This window comes from Pseudomonas sp. PGPPP1, assembly GCF_002255865.1.
Classification (GTDB): domain Bacteria; phylum Pseudomonadota; class Gammaproteobacteria; order Pseudomonadales; family Pseudomonadaceae; genus Aquipseudomonas; species Aquipseudomonas cremoris.
The window spans coordinates 101,052-117,029 of sequence record NZ_NKIG01000009.1 but is presented as its reverse complement, the minus strand read 5'-3'; the positions used below and the strand labels follow the sequence as shown (position 1 = coordinate 117,029).

Below are 15,978 nucleotides of genomic sequence, written 5' to 3'. Positions count from 1 at the left end.
CCCATGTCGAAATTTTTTATCGACCGTCCCATTTTCGCCTGGGTAATTGCCCTGGTGATCATGCTGGTCGGGGCACTGTCGATCCTGAAGTTGCCCATCAACCAATACCCGGCCATTGCGCCAACCGCCATTGATATCCAGGTGACCTACCCAGGCGCGTCTGCACAAACCGTGCAGGACACCGTGGTACAGGTCATCGAGCAACAGCTCAACGGTATCGACAACCTGCGTTATGTCGCCTCGGACAGTAACTCCGACGGCAGCATGACCATCACCGCGACGTTCAACCAGGGTACCAACCCGGACATCGCCCAGGTTCAGGTGCAGAACAAGCTGAACCTGGCGACCCCACTGCTGCCGCAAGAAGTGCAGCAGCAGGGTATCCGCGTGACCAAGTCGGTGAAGAACTTCCTGATGGTGATTGGCCTGGTGTCGGAAGACGGCAGCATGACCAAGGACGACCTCTCCAACTACATCGTGTCCAACATCCAGGACCCGATTTCCCGTACCGCGGGTGTAGGTGACTTCCAGGTGTTCGGTTCGCAGTACGCCATGCGTATCTGGCTCGACCCGGCCAAGCTGAACAACTACCAGTTGACCCCGGTAGACGTCAGCAGCGCCATCGCGGCACAGAACGTCCAGGTGGCCACCGGTCAACTGGGTGGCTTGCCAGCCCTGCCCGGCACTCAGCTCAACGCCACCATCATCGGCAAGACCCGTCTGCAAAGCGCCGAAGAGTTCGGCAAGATCCTGCTGAAGGTCAACACCGATGGCTCGCAGGTCCGCCTGCGTGACGTTTCCCGTATCGAACTGGGCGGCCAGAACTACAGCATCAGTGCGCAGTTCAACGGCAAGCCGGCATCCGGTATGGCGATCAAGCTGGCAGCTGGCGCCAACGCCCTCGACACAGCGAAGGCCATCCGTGAAACCGTGGCCTCCCTGGAACCGTTCTTCCCGCCTGGCATGAAGGCAGTGGTGCCATATGACACCACGCCTGTGGTCACCGAATCGATCTCCGGTGTAGTACACACCCTGGTCGAAGCGATCGTGCTGGTGTTCCTGGTGATGTTCCTGTTCCTGCAGAACTTCCGCGCCACCATCATCACCACCATGACGGTTCCGGTGGTATTGCTGGGTACCTTCGGCATCCTGGCGGCGTTCGGTTTTACCATCAATACCCTGACCATGTTCGGCATGATCCTGGCCATCGGCTTGCTGGTGGACGACGCCATCGTTGTGGTGGAAAACGTCGAGCGGGTAATGGCCGAGGAGCACTTGTCGCCCAAGGAGGCGACGGTCAAGTCCATGGGCCAGATCCAGGGCGCCCTCGTGGGTATCGCGCTGGTACTGTCGGCGGTACTGCTGCCGATGGCGTTCTTCGGCGGCTCCACGGGTGTAATCTACCGTCAGTTCTCGATCACCATTGTTTCGGCGATGGCGTTGTCGGTACTGGTTGCCCTGATCTTCACCCCGGCCCTGTGCGCCACCATGCTCAAGCCAATCGACCCCGAGAAGCACGGCCAACCCAAGCGTGGTTTCTTCGGCTGGTTCAACCGCACCTTCGACCGTGGCGTACTGAGCTACGAGCGCGGCGTGGGCAACATGATCAAGCACAAGATCCCGGCATTCCTGGTCTACACGCTGATCCTGGCTGGCATGATCTGGATGTTCACCCGTATTCCAAGCGCGTTCCTGCCAGAGGAAGACCAGGGTGTGATCTTTGCCCAGGTTCAGACACCGGTGGGTTCTTCGGCTGAACGTACGCAGAAAGTCATCGATGATATGCGCGCCTTCTTGTTGAACGACAAGGAAGGTGAGCCGGGCGAAGGCAAGGCTGTGAAGTCGGTATTCACCGTGAACGGCTTTAACTTCGCCGGTCGTGGCCAGAGTTCGGGCCTGGCGTTCGTGATGCTCAAGCCATGGGATGAACGTGATTCGTCCATGTCGGTATTCGAAGTGGCCAAGCGTGCCCAGGGTTACTTCTTCGGGGCCTTCAAGGACGCCATGGTATTTGCCATCGTGCCGCCTTCGGTTCTGGAACTGGGTAACGCCACGGGTTTCGACGTGTTCCTGCAAGACCAGGGTGGCGTCGGCCACGAGAAGCTGATGGCTGCACGCAACCAGTTCCTCGGTGCCGCCGCACAAAGCAAGATCCTGGCGGGTGTGCGCCCCAACGGCGTGAACGATGAGCCGCAGTACGAGCTGACCGTTGACGACGAGAAGGCCAGCGCCCAAGGCATCAGCCTGTCAGACATCCAGAGCACCCTGGCGATTGCCTTGGGTGGTAGTTACGTCAACGACTTCATCGACCGTGGTCGTGTGAAGAAGGTGTATGTACAGGGTGATGCCGCCAGCCGGATGTCGCCGGAAGACCTCGACAAATGGTACGTGCGCAGCACCTCCGGGAAGATGGTGCCGCTGTCGGCCATCTCGTCGGGCAAGTGGATCTACGGTTCGCCCAAGCTCTCGCGTTACAACGGTGTAGCGGCGATGGAAATCCTCGGTACCCCGGCACCTGGCTACAGTACCGGTGACGCGATGGCGGAAGTCGAGCGGATTGCCAAGGACCTGCCGGCTGGCGTCGGTTATGCGTGGACCGGTCTGTCGTACGAAGAGCGTCTGTCCGGCTCCCAGGCACCTGCGCTGTACGCCCTGTCGCTGCTGGTAGTGTTCCTGTGCCTCGCGGCACTGTACGAAAGCTGGTCGATCCCGATCGCAGTAATCCTGGTGGTCCCACTGGGCGTGATCGGTGCATTGATCGCCACCAGCCTGCGCGGGCTGTCCAACGACGTGTTCTTCCAGGTGGGCTTGCTGGTAACGGTGGGCCTGGCAGCGAAGAACGCCATCTTGATCGTGGAGTTCGCCAAAGAACTCCACGAACAAGGCAAGGGCATCGTCGAAGCAGCCATCGAGGCGTCCCGTATGCGCCTGCGTCCGATCATCATGACGTCCATGGCGTTCATGCTTGGTGTACTGCCGCTGGCAATTTCCAGCGGTGCCGGCTCGGGCAGCCAGCACGCCATCGGTACCGGCGTAATTGGCGGTATGATCACGGCCACTGTCTTGGCGATCTTCTGGGTGCCGCTGTTCTTTGCGACCGTGTCCTCCGCTGGCGAGCGCAAAAAGACTGAAACTACTGAAACTCCTAAAGAGGCTGGCCAATGAGCAAGTCGCTCCTTTCCTTAGCCGTCACGGCATTCGTGCTCAGTGGCTGCTCGCTGATACCTGACTATCAGCGCCCTGAGGCGCCGGTGGCCGCCCAGTTCCCGCAGGGGCCGGCGTATTCGTCGGCCCAGGCGCCGAGCCAGGCCGCTGTCGAGCAAGGCTGGAAGCAGTTTTTCCATGACCCTGCCCTGCAACAGCTGATCCAGACGGCGCTGGTGAACAACCGTGACCTGCGTGTCGCGGCCCTGAACATCGACGCCTACGCGGCGCAGTACCAGATCCAGCGTGCCGACCTGTTCCCGGCCGTATCGGCCACGGGCAGCGGTAGCCGTTCGCGTACTCCGGCCAAGCTGTCACAGACCGGCGAGTCGACCATCACCAGCCAATATTCGGCTGGCCTTGGTATCAGCTCGTATGAGCTGGACCTGTTCGGTCGCGTACGCAGCTTGAGTGAAGAAGCCCTGCAAAAGTACTTCGCCACTGAAGAAGCACGCCGCAGTACCCAGATCAGCCTGGTGGCCAGCGTGGCCAACGCCTACCTGACCTGGCAGGCCGACAAAGAGCTGCTCAAGCTCACCCAGGACACCCTGGGTGCCTACGAGCAGAGCTACAAGCTGACCTCGCGCAGCAACGAAGTGGGCGTGGCCTCGGCCCTCGATCTCAGCCAGGCGCGTACCTCGGTGGAAAACGCCCGGGTTGCCCTGGCGCGCTACACCCGCCAGGTCGCCCAGGACGAGAACAGCCTGACCCTGCTGCTGGGCACTGGCCTGCCGGCGAATATCGCCAGCCAGCCGCTGTCGGATAACCTGCTCAGCGAAGTGCCGGCCGGGTTGCCATCGGACCTGCTGCAACGTCGTCCCGACATCATTCAGGCCGAGTACAACCTCAAGGCCGCCAACGCCAACATCGGCGCGGCGCGTGCAGCGTTCTTCCCGAGCATCAGCCTGACGGCCAGTGCCGGTACCGCGAGCCCAACCTTGGGCGGCCTGTTCAAAGGCGGCTCGGGCACCTGGTCGTTCGCCCCGCAGATCAACATCCCGATCTTCAACGCCGGCAGCCTGCGGGCCAGCCTGGACTACTCGAAGATCCAGAAAGAGATCAACGTGGCGAACTACGAGAAAGCGATCCAGACCGGCTTCCAGGAAGTCTCGGACGGCCTCGCCTCACGTGAAACCTACAAGCAGCAACTGGAAGCGCAACGTGGTTTCGTCGCCGCCAACCAGGACTACTACCGCCTGGCCGAGCGTCGCTATCGCATTGGTGTCGACAGCAACCTGACGTTCCTCGACGCCCAGCGCCAACTGTTCAGTGCCCAGCAATCGCTGATCACCGACCGCCTGGCGCAGCTCACCAGCGAGGTCAACCTGTACAAGGCCCTCGGCGGTGGCTGGAGCGAGCAGACTGCGAAGAACGAGCCGTTGAAAGAAGAAGCACCGGCGCTGAAGTTGTTCTGATAGCGCTGCTGTAGATAAACAAAACCGCTTCCCTCACCGGAAGCGGTTTTTTTATGCCCGTCTGTAGTGAGCGGGCCTGCCCTCCTTGCTTTTCGCTCAACCTTTCAGGATAAAATTGGTCACAGATTCTTACAGACCACAGAGGGAGCTTGTCGTAATGATCGTAGGAATCGACCTGGGGACCACTAACAGTCTTGCAGCGGTATGGCGCGGTGATGCCGCCGAACTAGTCCCCAATGCCCTTGGCCAGTTGCTGACCCCAAGCGTGGTCGGCCTGGATGACCAAGGCCGCATCCTGGTAGGCCAGGCCGCCAAAGAGCGCCTGCACACCCACCCGCACCTCACCACTTCATTGTTCAAGCGCTTCATGGGCAGTGCCACCGAAGTGCGCCTGGGCGACAAATCGTTCCGCCCGGAAGAGCTCTCCGCGCTGGTGCTCAAAAGCCTCAAGGAAGATATCGAACGCACCTACGGCCATACCGTCACCGAAGCCGTGATCAGCGTGCCCGCCTATTTCAGCGACGGCCAGCGTAAAGCCACGCGCATCGCCGGTGAATTGGCGGGGCTCAACGTCGACAAGCTGATCAACGAACCCACCGCCGCAGCCCTCGCCTACGGCTTGCACCAGCGTGACAAAGAAACCTCGTTCCTGGTGTTCGACCTTGGCGGCGGTACCTTTGACGTGTCGATCATCGAGCTGTTCGACGGCGTCATGGAAGTGCGCGCCAGTGCTGGCGACAACTTCCTCGGCGGAGAAGACTTCGACACCCTGCTGCTGGAACACTTCGTCGACAGCCAGCGCAATGCCCAGGGTTTCCCGCCCACCAGCAGCGTGCTGCAAGCCCTGCGCCGTGAAGCCGAGCGTGTGCGCAAGGCCCTCGGTCAAGATGACAGCGCCGACTTCGCCCTGCGTGTGGACGGCCAGCAATGGGTGAAAACCATCACCCAGCAAGAACTCGCCAAGCTGTACACCCCGCTACTGGAGCGCCTGCGTGCGCCCATCGAACGCGCCTTGCGCGATGCGCGGATTCGGGTCGGCGACCTCGATGAAATCCTGCTGGTAGGCGGTACCACGCGCATGCCGCTGGTGCGCAAACTTGCCGCCGGTTTATTCGGCCGCTTCCCGTCCATCAGCCTCGACCCAGACCAGGTGGTCGCCCATGGCGCCGCGATCCAGGCCGCGCTCAAGGCCCGTTCGGCGGCGCTGGAAGAAGTGGTGCTGACCGACGTATGCCCCTACACCCTGGGCATCGAAACCTCAAACCAGTACGGCAGCCATATCGAAAGCGGCCACTACCTGCCGCTGATCGAACGCAACAGCAGCGTACCGGTCAGCCGAGTCAAGACCGTGGTCACCCTGCATGACAACCAGAGCCAGGTGCTGCTCAAGATCTACCAAGGCGAAAGCCGCCTGGTCAAAGACAACATCGAGCTGGGCCAACTGGACATCGCCGTGCCCAAGCGCAAGGCGGGTGAAGTCTCGCTGGACGTGCGCTTCACCTACGACAACAACGGCCTGTTGGAAGCCCAGGTGAGTATCCCGCTGACCGGCGAGCAACACTCCCTGGTGATCGAGAACAACCCCGGTGTGCTGAACCCGGAAGAAATCCAGCAACGCCTGCAAGCCCTGGCACAGTTGAAGGTTCACCCGCGCGACCAACAGGTCAACACCGTACTCACCGCGCGCCTCGAACGGCTCTATCAGGAAAGCCTCGGCGAACTGCGCGAGCAACTCGGGCACTGGGCCGGCCAGTTCCAGCAGGTGCTCGACACCCAGGACGAACGCCGGATCCGCGACGCCCGCAGTGAACTGACCCGTCAACTTGAACAGCTCGACAACGGGTTCTGGCGCTGAGGGAACACCCCATGAATTGCTGGACCGTGCTGCAACTGCCGGAAGAAGCCGACGAACGCACCATCAAGCGTACCTATGCGCGGCTGCTGAAAAGCTGCCGCCCGGACGACGACGCCGAAGGCTTCCAGCGCCTGCGCGAAGCCTATGAAGAAGCATTGGCCTACGCACGCTGGCGGGCCGAGTGGGAGGACGAGGAAACCACCACCACTGCAGCGCCCGTGGCCGAACAAGCCTACGGCAACCTCAACGACCTCGCCGAACTGATGGACGTCAGTGCCCTGCAGCCGGCCCCATTCGAAGCGCCCAAGGCCGACCCGGCGCAGGCATTGCTCAGTGGCCTCAACGCCAGCAACTTCGTAGAGCGCTGGACCCTCGCCATCCAACAGGATTGCACCGACGCCTTTCAGGCGGGCCTGTTGCGTCATTGCTTCGATCACCCAGGCGAGCGCGTTGCGATAGCCAGTTGGGCGGCAAACCATTTGGAATGGCTGACACCCTGGCAACAGGTCGCCATGACGCCGTGGCAACACGAAACGCTCTCCGGCGAACTCTTGCAGCAATACCGCCGCACCTTGCAGGAACTGCTGGAGCAGAAGGCCGAACGCGAGTTCATCATCCAGCTCACGCAGTACAACAACCAACCCTGGCTGCGGGTGTTCGACCTGCAACAGCAGTGGCAACGCATCATCCTGCAGTTGCTCCACGACACCACCTGGAGCGTGCCGCTGTTCGAGCGGGTGTGCCAGGTTTTCGGCTGGGACGACCAGAAAGGCGTATGCCCGGAACCCGCCTGGATGTGGCGCGAACTGGTCTCGCGCTGCGAGCAGGAAAGCTTTTACGCCAACCTGCTGGAAAAAGCCCAGGACCTTCGCCGCACCTCGGCCGATGCCCTGGCCGCGCGCCTGTTGCTGACGCCGATGTCGGCCACGCAACAAAAACGCATGATCGACGGGTTTGGCGAAAATGAATGGCAAGCCTGCCAGCACCTGGCGCAAGTCCTGACCTGGCGCTACCCGCAACTGCTGGAGCGGCTGCCGCAACCCGATGCGTTCTTCTGGCGCAAATTTGTCCCGCGACCGATCTACACCCAGGTGTTTATTCGCGTATGGGCCGTGTTCGCGCTGGGGATTGGCCTGAGTATCATCCACGACAAACCCGACCACCTGGACATGATGACAATCGTCATCTTCATGATCATGGCGTTCGTACCGGCCGGCGTCGGCTTTCGCGTTACCCAGTTCTGGGCAAACATGAGTTCGACCTACCGGGTTCCCGACCTATGGCTGAGCCAACGCCTGATCCCCAAACGGCTCAACCCCAACGAGTATTGGCTGGTGATACGCCACGGCGTGCCCCAGGTGATCATGCTGATAGCCTGCGGGCTGATGCTGGGCGTGCTGGGCGCGTTCACCTATGCCGGCGCGCTAGCGATCAACCTGCTGCATAAAAAACGCATCGGCCACATGAGCCAAAAATTCAGCGAAGGCTACCCCTGGCTGAACGGCTTGCACTGGGCGTTCTGGAGCCCGCTACAAGCGGCGTTCCTGGTGGTGATGGTGGCGGTGATTGTTGCAGCCCAGCATTACTTGCCAGCGGTGCCTTGGACCCACTTCAACCCGCCTAAACCCTAAACCCAAAATGCCGGGCCTGAGTGCCCGGCAACTTGCGTTCGATCATCGCCCACAACCCGCCTCCCCCCGATTGAACCGCCCCCGCCCTGCCCCGCACCATGGCCCGCACCTGCATAACCCCAATAACAACAGGTCCAACACCATGAGCACTTTCCTCCCGCGCCGGCTTCTGCTGGCAACCGCTGTCGCCAGTCTTGCCTTGCCCGCCGTCGCCGAAGAACACGGCTTCCTCGTAGACGCCAGCGCCAACCTCAACCTGCGCAATTTCTTCATCAACCGCAACTTCACCAACCCCACCAAGGCCCAGGGCGGCGCGCAGGAATGGACGCAGAGTTTCATCCTCGATGCCAAGTCCGGGTTTACCCAAGGCACAGTGGGTTTCGGCGTGGATGTGTTGGGCTTGTACTCGTTGAAACTCGACGGTGGGCGCGGTACTGGCGGCACCCAGTTGCTGCCGCTGGACCACGACGGTCGCCCGGCCGATAACTTCGGACGACTTGGCGTAGCCTTCAAGGCCAAGATCTCGAAGACCGAAGTAAAGGTTGGCGAATGGATGCCGGTGCTGCCGATCCTGCGCGCCGACGATGGTCGCTCGCTGCCGCAAACCCTGCGCGGCGGGCAGATCACCTCCAAGGAAATCGCCGGCCTCACGCTGTATGGCGGTCAGTTCCGCGCCAACAGCCCGCGGGATGACAGCAGCATGACCGACATGTCCATGACCGGAAAAACCGCGTTCACCTCCGACCGCTTCAACTTCCAGGGTGGCGAATACGCCTTCAACGACAAGCGCACCCAGATCGGCCTATGGAACGCCCAGCTCAAGGACATCTACCGCCAGCAGTACGTCAACTTGATCCACAGCCAACCGCTGGGCGACTGGACCCTGGGCGCGAACCTCGGGTTCTTCTACGGCAAGGACGATGGCAGCGCCCGCGCAGGCGAGCTGGACAACAAGACCTGGTCCGGCCTGTTCTCGGCCAAGTACGGCGGCAACACCTTCTACGTCGGCCTGCAAAAACTCACCGGCAACAATGCCTGGATGCGCGTCAACGGCACCAGCGGCGGCACCCTGGCCAACGACAGCTACAACTCCAGCTACGACAACGCCCAGGAAAAATCCTGGCAAGTGCGCCACGACTACAACTTCGCCGCCCTCGGCGTGCCGGGCTTGACGCTGATGAACCGCTATATCAGCGGCAGCAACGTGCACACCGGCACCATTACCGACGGCAAGGAATGGGGCCGTGAGAGTGAACTGGGCTATACCGTGCAAAGCGGCGCGCTCAAGGACCTCACTGTGCGCTGGCGCAATTCCAGCATGCGCCGGGACTACAGCAACAACGAGTTCGATGAAAACCGGTTGATCGTCAGTTACCCGATCAGCCTGCTGTAAACCGTCATCGACCTTGCTGTATGGTGCGCGCCTGCCGCTGCTGAGCTAAATCAGCAGCGGCTTTTTATTCGAGCCCGTGCACACCATGAAATCCTTCGCTTTAGCGTGCGCCCTGCTTGCCCTGGCCTTGAGCCTCAGTGGCTGCATCGGCGCGCCCATCGCCCTGACGCCGCAGACCGAACAACGCCTGCAAACCCAGGCGCCGATTCGTTTTCTGCTGACCTTCGATGATGGCCCAAGCGCCTCGGGTTACAACAACCCGAGCCGCTCGGTGGTTGCCGACTTGGCGCATAACCCGATACTGCCGGGCATCAAGGCGGTGTTTTTCCTGCAGACCGAAGCGTCGCGTTCCGGCGGCAGTTCACGGGGCCGCAAGACCATGGAGCGTGAGTACGCCGCAGGCCATATCCTCGCCTTCCACACCGCCACGGCCTTTCATACCAACCATCGCTGGCTCAATGACGCCGAGCTGGAAAGCACCCTCACCCAAGGCGCTGCCGACATTGCGGCGATAACAGGCGCGCCGCCGCAACTGGTGCGCCCGCCGTTCTGGAACTATGACCGGCGCACCTTCGCCGCCTACCAGCGCCACGGCATGCACGTATTGCTCACTGACTTGAGCGCCAATGACGGCAAGATCTGGGGTTTCAATGGCAGCCCACGGCGCCGCGCCAACCTGTACCACCAGCTCTCGGTGGTGCGCGAGCACATTGCCCTGGGGGAATTGCCGACGGTAGACGGCGTGATACCGGTGGTGGTGACGTTCCATGACATCAACCGCTATACGGCGCGGCATATGCAGGAGTACTTGCAGATATTGCTCGATAGCGCGCGGGTCACTGGCGTGAAGACGGCTGCGGAGCCGTTCTATACCAACCATGACGCGCTGGAGCGGGCGGCGCTGGCCAGGTCGGTTAAAGAGGTGAGCGAGCCAGTGCATTTGCCTGGCGTGTGGAACTGGGTATGGGACGCAGATTCCCACTAGCTTTAAAGGCAAATGAAGTCTCTTGTGGGAGCTGGCTTGCCTGCGATAGCGGTGTATCAGAGCCGAAGATGTAGCTGACCCACCGCTATCGCAGGCAAGCCAGCTCCCACATTTTTGACTGCATTTCAGGTTCAGTCTTGTTGGCGAGACTCGACACCCAGCTCATCCCAGACCGATTCAGCGAGGTGAAACGTCGCATTCGCCGCCGGAATCCCGCAGTAGATCGCGCTCTGCATCAGCACCTCTTTGATCTCTGCGCGAGTCACCCCATTGCTGGCAGCGGCACGCAGGTGCAGCTTCAACTCTTCACTGCGATTCATGCCGATCAGCATCGCAATGGTGATCAGGCTACGGGTGTGCCGAGGCAGGCCCGGTCGGGTCCAGATATCACCCCAGGCGTGGCGGGTGATCATTTCCTGAAACTCGCTATTGAACTCGGTCAGGGCATTGAGGCTGCGGTCGACGTGGGCATCGCCCAGCACTTCGCGGCGTACTTGCAGGCCCTCGGCGTAACGTTGTTTCTCGTCCACAAAAAAATCCTCAGGGGGCCAGCAAAAATTCGACAACACGGTCGCTGAACGCAGCACCCGCTTGAACATTGGACAGGTGCGCCGCATAGAACTCGGCGTATTCGGCACCTTGCACATGGGCCTGGATATAGTGGCTGCCGGCAGGCGGTGTAACCGCGTCTTCAGTGCCAGCAATCACCAACATCGGCACGTTGATTGACGATAACTGTTCACGGAAATCCGCATCGCGCACAGCGCCGCAGTTGGCTGCGTAGCCTTCGGGTGACGTAGCCGCCAGCATGTCGGTGATCAGCTTGGCTTGGTGCGGATGCGCTTCGGCGAAGTCCGCAGTAAACCAGCGTGCAATCGATGCATCGCGTAGGGCGGTCATCGCCGCCGCGCCGTCACGCAACACCATCTCGATGCGTGGGTTCCACACCTCAGGCGTGCCGATCTTGGCGGCGGTGTTGCATACCACCAGACGGTGCAGGCGCGAACCCGCGTTGATGCCCAGCCATTGGCCGATCAAGCCGCCCATGGACAGACCGCAGAAGTGCGCACGCTGGATGTCCAACGCATCTAGCAGCGCGATCAAGTCGCGGCCCAGTTGCTCGATGCTGTAGGGCCCTTCCGTGACCAGGGATTTGCCATGGCCGCGAGTGTCGAAGCGCAGCACGCGAAAGTGCTCGGTGAAGGCCGGAATCTGGAGGTCCCACATGTGCAGGTCGGTGCCCAACGAGTTGGACAACACCAACACCGGCGCATCCACAGACCCGTCCAATTGGTAATGCAGTTCGCCCTCGGCGAGTTGTACAAATGCCACAGCGGTCTCCTCAAGAGAAGTGTTCGGTTACGGCGCGGCTGACCCAGGTTTGCGCCTGGCCCAGGTAATGGGCAGGGTCGAGCAGGCGATCGAGTTCGGCTGCTGACAGTTCGGCCGTGATCTGTGGTTCATCTGCCAGCACTGCACGCAGATGCCGCTGCTCGGCGACCGCACGTTTGCAGCATTGCTCCAGCAGATGGTGCGCGGTCTCACGACCCAGGCGTTGGGCAAGCACGATACTCACGGCTTCGGCCAGCACCAGGCCTTGGGTCAGGTCGAGGTTTTTGCCCATGCGTTCGGCGTCGACTTCCAGCCCTTCGCTCACCAGCAGTGCCTGTTGCAGCGCACCGGAAACCAAGCGGCAAATGTCCGGCAGGGTTTCCCACTCGGCATGCCACAGGCCGAGGCTGCGCTCGTGTTCCTGGGGCATGGCGCTGAACATCGTCGCCACCAAACCAGGCACACGGGTCGCCGCGCTGATCAGCACGGCAGCGCCCACGGGGTTGCGTTTGTGCGGCATGGTCGACGAACCGCCCTTGCCCGGCGCAGAGGGCTCGAACACTTCAGCCGCTTCGGTCTGCATCAACAGGCTGACGTCGCGGCCCAATTTGCCAAGGCTGCCGGCGATCAGGCCAAGCACGCTGGCGAACTCCACCAGGCGATCACGTTGGGTGTGCCAAGGCTGCTCAGGCAAGGCCAGTTGCAACTCCGCCGCCAGGGCTTCGGCCACCGGCATCGCCTGCTCACCCAGCGCCGCCAACGTGCCGGACGCACCACCAAATTGCAGCACCAGCAGGCGCGGCTTGAGTTCGCGCAGGCGTTGGCGACTGCGCGTAACCGCGCCCAGCCACCCGGCGATTTTCATCCCCAAGGTGACCGGCGTCGCATGCTGCAGCCAGGTGCGCCCAGCCAAGGGCACAGCGGCATAACGCTGGGCCTGAGCGGCCAGGATGTCGCCCAGTCGCGCCAGGTCCGTTTCGATCAACAACACCGCTTGGCGCAGTTGCAGCACCAGGCCGGTGTCCATCACATCCTGGCTGGTGGCGCCCAAGTGCACATAACGCTCGGCGCCGGCATCCTCACTGGCAATCAACTTGCCCAAGGCCTTCACCAGCGGAATGGCCGAATTCCCCGCCGTGGCAATCGCCACGCCGAGGGCATCCACGTCGTACAGCGACGCCAGGCACGCCTGCGCAATCGGAGCGACGGCCGCGTGCGGGATCAAACCGACCCGGGCCTCGGCCCGCGCCAGCGCTGCCTCGAAATCCAGCATGCCCTGCAAGCGTCCGGTGTCGCAGAACACCTCGGCCATGCTGTCTGCCGTGAAGTAAGCGTCGAACAATTGGTTGCTCGTGCGCAGTGTCATAACCCGTCCCTTACAAATCGTGGTGCAAGTACTCGGCCTGTTTCGGCAAGCGCAAGCTGAACAGGAAGGCCACCGCCATCATGCCGGTGACGTACCAGTAAAAGGTGTTTTCCATGCCCATGGATTTAAGCCCCAAGGCCACGTATTCAGCAGAGCCACCGAAAATCGCGTTGGCCACCGCATAGGCCAGGCCCACACCGAGGGCACGCACGTGCGGTGGGAACATTTCTGCTTTCACCAGGCCGCTGATCGAGGTGTAGAAGCTCACGATGGCCAGGGCCAGCGAGATCAGCACAAAGGCCAGGAAAGGGCTGGTGACGGTTTTCAATGTGAGCAGGATCGGCACGGTGCACAGGGTGCCGAGCGCACCGAACCACAGCATCGAGTTGCGACGGCCGATCTTGTCCGAAAGCATGCCGAACAGTGGCTGCATGCACATGTACACGAACAGTGCGCCGGTCATGATGTAGCTGGCGGTCTTCGCGTGCATCCCGGCGGTGTTCACCAGGTACTTCTGCATGTAAGTGGTGAACGTGTAGAAAATCAGCGAGCCACCGGCGGTGTAGCCGAGCACGGTGATAAACGCCGCTTTGTGATTGCGGAACAACGCGGCGATGCTGCCGGCGTCCTTGTCCTGGCGCATTTCCTTGCTGGTGGTCTCCTTGAGGGTGCGGCGCAGCAACAGCGAGATCACCGCCGCGATGGCACCGATCACGAACGGAATCCGCCAGCCCCAGGCGCGCAATTCTTCTTCGGTGAGGATCTGTTGCAGGATCACCACCACCAGCACGGCCAGCAGTTGCCCGCCAATCAGCGTCACGTACTGGAACGAGGCAAAGAACCCGCGCTGGCCCTTGAGCGCGACCTCACTCATGTAGGTCGCGGTAGTGCCGTATTCGCCACCCACCGACAAGCCCTGGAACAGGCGCGCCACCAACAGCAACGCCGGCGCCCAGGCCCCGATGTCTTTGTAGGTCGGTAAAAAGGCGATGACCAGCGAACCGGCGCACATCATCAGCACCGAGATCATCATTGAGTTTTTACGACCGTGCTTGTCGGCTACTCGGCCAAACAGCCAGCCGCCGATAGGTCGCATCAAGAACCCGGCGGCGAACACACCGGCGGTGTTGAGCAGTTGGACCGTAGGGTCGTCCGACGGAAAAAACGCCGGGGCAAAGTAAATGGCGCAGAAGGCATAGACGTAGAAGTCGAACCATTCGACGAGGTTGCCGGAGGAGGCACCGACAATCGCAAAAATCCTTTTGCTGCGTTCTTCTCCGGTGTAGTGACTCGTTGTTGTTGTCATGGTTTTTTCACTCAGTGGGAACGGTTATAGCCTAGACATACTTTGCAACAACCATGTTCCGCAACAAGACTTTTGGGTATGTGGCGCCTGCGAGGGCCTCTTCGCGGGCAAGCCCGCTCCCACATTTACTGTGTTTACACATTTTGATTCGTGAACACATTCAAAGGTGGGAGCTGGCTTGCCTGCGATGAGGCCCTCAAAGCCAATTCAATAATCGAAGAACACCGTTTCCTTATCGGTCCCCTGCAAAATCACGTTCCACTGATGCACACCCGCCTCATCCGGCTTGGCAATCAAGGTACCGCGCCGCTCAGCGGGTACACACGCCAACAACGGGTCATCCCCATTCATCGGCTCGCCATCAAAGTAGATCCGCGTCAGCAGGTGCTTCACCAACCCACGGGCAAACACCAGCACCACCAGGTGCGGCGCCTGGGTCGTGCCCTTCAGGCCCGGAACGGCACCCGGCTTGATGGTGGTAAAGCGAAACCGCCCTTCCCCATCCACCGGCACCCGGCCAAAGCCTTCGAAGTTCGGGTCGACAGCCTTGTCCTGCTCGTCTTCCGGGTGGTCGTATTTGCCGGCGGCATTGGCCTGCCAGACTTCGAGCATGGCGTCGTTGACGACATCACCGTTGCCATCCACCACTTGCCCGCTGATCGCCACGCGCTCGCCGAGGGTAGCGGCAACGGTCAGGTCTTCGCGGTTCAGCCAGGTCAGGCCGATGTGGTAATACGGCCCGACGGTGTGGGACGTGGTCGCGTTGAGTGTCATCTCATTTCTCCATCGGCGTGGCGTCGCGGCCGCGCAGGACGATGTCCCAGCGGTAGCCGAGGGCATAGGAAGGAATGGTTTTTTCCAGGTCGAAACGGGCGATCAGGCGCTGCTTGGCCGAGGTGTCCGGCACGCAGTTGTAGATCGGGTCGTATTCCAGCAACGGGTCGCCGGGGAAATACATCTGCGTAACCAGGCGTGTCAGCACGCTGGGGCCGAACAGCGAAAAGTGGATGTGCGCCGGGCGCCACGCGTTGTGGTGGTTGCCCCACGGATAGGCACCGGGCTTGATGGTCTGGAACTGGTACCAGCCATCGGCGTCGGTGACAGTGCGGCCAGTGCCGGTGAAATTCGGGTCCAGCGGCGCGTCGTGCAAGTCGCGCTTGTGGTTGTAGCGACCGGCGGCGTTGGCCTGCCAGATCTCCACCAGAATGCCCGGCACCGGCAGGCCGTTTTCGTCGAGTACACGGCCATGCACGATGATGCGTTCGCCTTGGGGCTCGCCGTCATGCTGGGCAGTGAGGTCGTTGTCCTTCGGGTTGACCCGCTCGGCGCCGATGGTCGGGCCGGTGATTTCCGACAAGGAATGGGGCAGAAACACCAACGGCTGGGACGGCGAACGCAGGTTCGTCGACTGATAGGCCGGGTGCAGGTAATCAGGTTGAGTGCCCGCTTGCGGGCGCCGGTATCCAGGCTTGTCACTCATGGTGCAGTCCT

At 61.4% G+C, this 15,978-nt stretch carries 12 protein-coding genes; 6 read left to right on the top strand and 6 right to left on the bottom strand.

All coding sequences use genetic code 11. The features are described 5' to 3' along the window. The first annotated feature begins 3 nt into the window (after positions 1 to 3). The 6 genes from CFE47_RS12860 (at position 4) to CFE47_RS12835 (ending at position 10,483) form a co-directional block, all read left to right on the top strand. Positions 4 to 3,165, top strand: coding sequence for an efflux RND transporter permease subunit (locus tag CFE47_RS12860; protein WP_286837508.1), 3,162 nt, complete (start codon positions 4 to 6; stop codon positions 3,163 to 3,165). Further along, complete coding sequence (gene adeC, locus CFE47_RS12855) at positions 3,162 to 4,619, top strand: AdeC/AdeK/OprM family multidrug efflux complex outer membrane factor (RefSeq protein WP_286837506.1); 1,458 nt, start codon at positions 3,162 to 3,164, stop codon at positions 4,617 to 4,619. Before CFE47_RS12860 ends, adeC begins: the two co-directional genes overlap by 4 nt. Positions 4,620 to 4,776: 157 nt before the next feature. Then, positions 4,777 to 6,474, top strand: coding sequence for a molecular chaperone HscC (locus CFE47_RS12850; RefSeq protein ID WP_185707231.1), 1,698 nt, complete (start codon positions 4,777 to 4,779; stop codon positions 6,472 to 6,474). Positions 6,475 to 6,485: 11 nt separating this feature from the next. After that, complete coding sequence (locus tag CFE47_RS12845; RefSeq protein ID WP_286837503.1) at positions 6,486 to 8,105, top strand: J domain-containing protein; 1,620 nt, start codon at positions 6,486 to 6,488, stop codon at positions 8,103 to 8,105. Between the two features lie 142 nt (positions 8,106 to 8,247). Then, the gene (locus CFE47_RS12840; RefSeq protein ID WP_286837501.1) at positions 8,248 to 9,498 is read left to right on the top strand and encodes an OprD family porin; all 1,251 of its coding nucleotides are present in this window, start codon (positions 8,248 to 8,250) and stop codon (positions 9,496 to 9,498) included. Between the two features lie 85 nt (positions 9,499 to 9,583). Further along, positions 9,584 to 10,483, top strand: coding sequence for a polysaccharide deacetylase family protein (locus CFE47_RS12835; RefSeq protein WP_286837499.1), 900 nt, complete (start codon positions 9,584 to 9,586; stop codon positions 10,481 to 10,483). Positions 10,484 to 10,614: 131 nt separating this feature from the next. Here the strand turns inward: CFE47_RS12835 and pcaC are convergent, their stop codons facing one another. The 6 genes from pcaC to pcaH all read right to left on the bottom strand — a co-directional run bounded on the left by pcaC (position 10,615) and on the right by pcaH (position 15,967). Continuing rightward, positions 10,615 to 11,013: a 4-carboxymuconolactone decarboxylase gene (pcaC, locus tag CFE47_RS12830; RefSeq protein ID WP_003189316.1), complete on the bottom strand. Its 399-nt coding sequence runs from the start codon at positions 11,011 to 11,013 to the stop codon at positions 10,615 to 10,617. A gap of 10 nt (positions 11,014 to 11,023) precedes the next feature. Beyond that, positions 11,024 to 11,815: a 3-oxoadipate enol-lactonase gene (pcaD, locus tag CFE47_RS12825; protein ID WP_286837496.1), complete on the bottom strand. Its 792-nt coding sequence runs from the start codon at positions 11,813 to 11,815 to the stop codon at positions 11,024 to 11,026. Between the two features lie 10 nt (positions 11,816 to 11,825). Further along, positions 11,826 to 13,181, bottom strand: coding sequence for a 3-carboxy-cis,cis-muconate cycloisomerase (locus CFE47_RS12820; RefSeq protein ID WP_286837495.1), 1,356 nt, complete (start codon positions 13,179 to 13,181; stop codon positions 11,826 to 11,828). A 10-nt stretch (positions 13,182 to 13,191) separates the two neighbouring features. Further along, entirely contained in the window at positions 13,192 to 14,487 is a 1,296-nt protein-coding gene (locus CFE47_RS12815; RefSeq protein ID WP_012722673.1) for an MFS family transporter, read from the bottom strand. Positions 14,488 to 14,694: 207 nt separating this feature from the next. Then, the gene (gene pcaG, locus CFE47_RS12810) at positions 14,695 to 15,261 is read right to left on the bottom strand and encodes a protocatechuate 3,4-dioxygenase subunit alpha (RefSeq protein ID WP_286837493.1); all 567 of its coding nucleotides are present in this window, start codon (positions 15,259 to 15,261) and stop codon (positions 14,695 to 14,697) included. 1 nt (position 15,262) lies between these two features. Further along, positions 15,263 to 15,967: a protocatechuate 3,4-dioxygenase subunit beta gene (pcaH, locus tag CFE47_RS12805; RefSeq protein WP_185707250.1), complete on the bottom strand. Its 705-nt coding sequence runs from the start codon at positions 15,965 to 15,967 to the stop codon at positions 15,263 to 15,265. Positions 15,968 to 15,978 lie beyond the last annotated feature (11 nt).

Bases quoted from the DNA above. Each gene is read 5' to 3' on its own strand.
- CFE47_RS12820 (WP_286837495.1), bottom strand. From the start codon at position 13,181: ATGACACTGCGCACGAGCAACCAATTGTTCGACGCTTACTTCACGGCA.
- CFE47_RS12845 (WP_286837503.1), top strand. From the start codon at position 6,486: ATGAATTGCTGGACCGTGCTGCAACTGCCGGAAGAAGCCGACGAACGC.
- CFE47_RS12850 (WP_185707231.1), top strand. From the start codon at position 4,777: ATGATCGTAGGAATCGACCTGGGGACCACTAACAGTCTTGCAGCGGTA.
- CFE47_RS12860 (WP_286837508.1), top strand. From the start codon at position 4: ATGTCGAAATTTTTTATCGACCGTCCCATTTTCGCCTGGGTAATTGCC.
- pcaG (WP_286837493.1), bottom strand. From the start codon at position 15,261: ATGACACTCAACGCGACCACGTCCCACACCGTCGGGCCGTATTACCAC.
- CFE47_RS12835 (WP_286837499.1), top strand. From the start codon at position 9,584: ATGAAATCCTTCGCTTTAGCGTGCGCCCTGCTTGCCCTGGCCTTGAGC.
- adeC (WP_286837506.1), top strand. From the start codon at position 3,162: ATGAGCAAGTCGCTCCTTTCCTTAGCCGTCACGGCATTCGTGCTCAGT.
- pcaH (WP_185707250.1), bottom strand. From the start codon at position 15,967: ATGAGTGACAAGCCTGGATACCGGCGCCCGCAAGCGGGCACTCAACCT.
- CFE47_RS12815 (WP_012722673.1), bottom strand. From the start codon at position 14,487: ATGACAACAACAACGAGTCACTACACCGGAGAAGAACGCAGCAAAAGG.
- CFE47_RS12840 (WP_286837501.1), top strand. From the start codon at position 8,248: ATGAGCACTTTCCTCCCGCGCCGGCTTCTGCTGGCAACCGCTGTCGCC.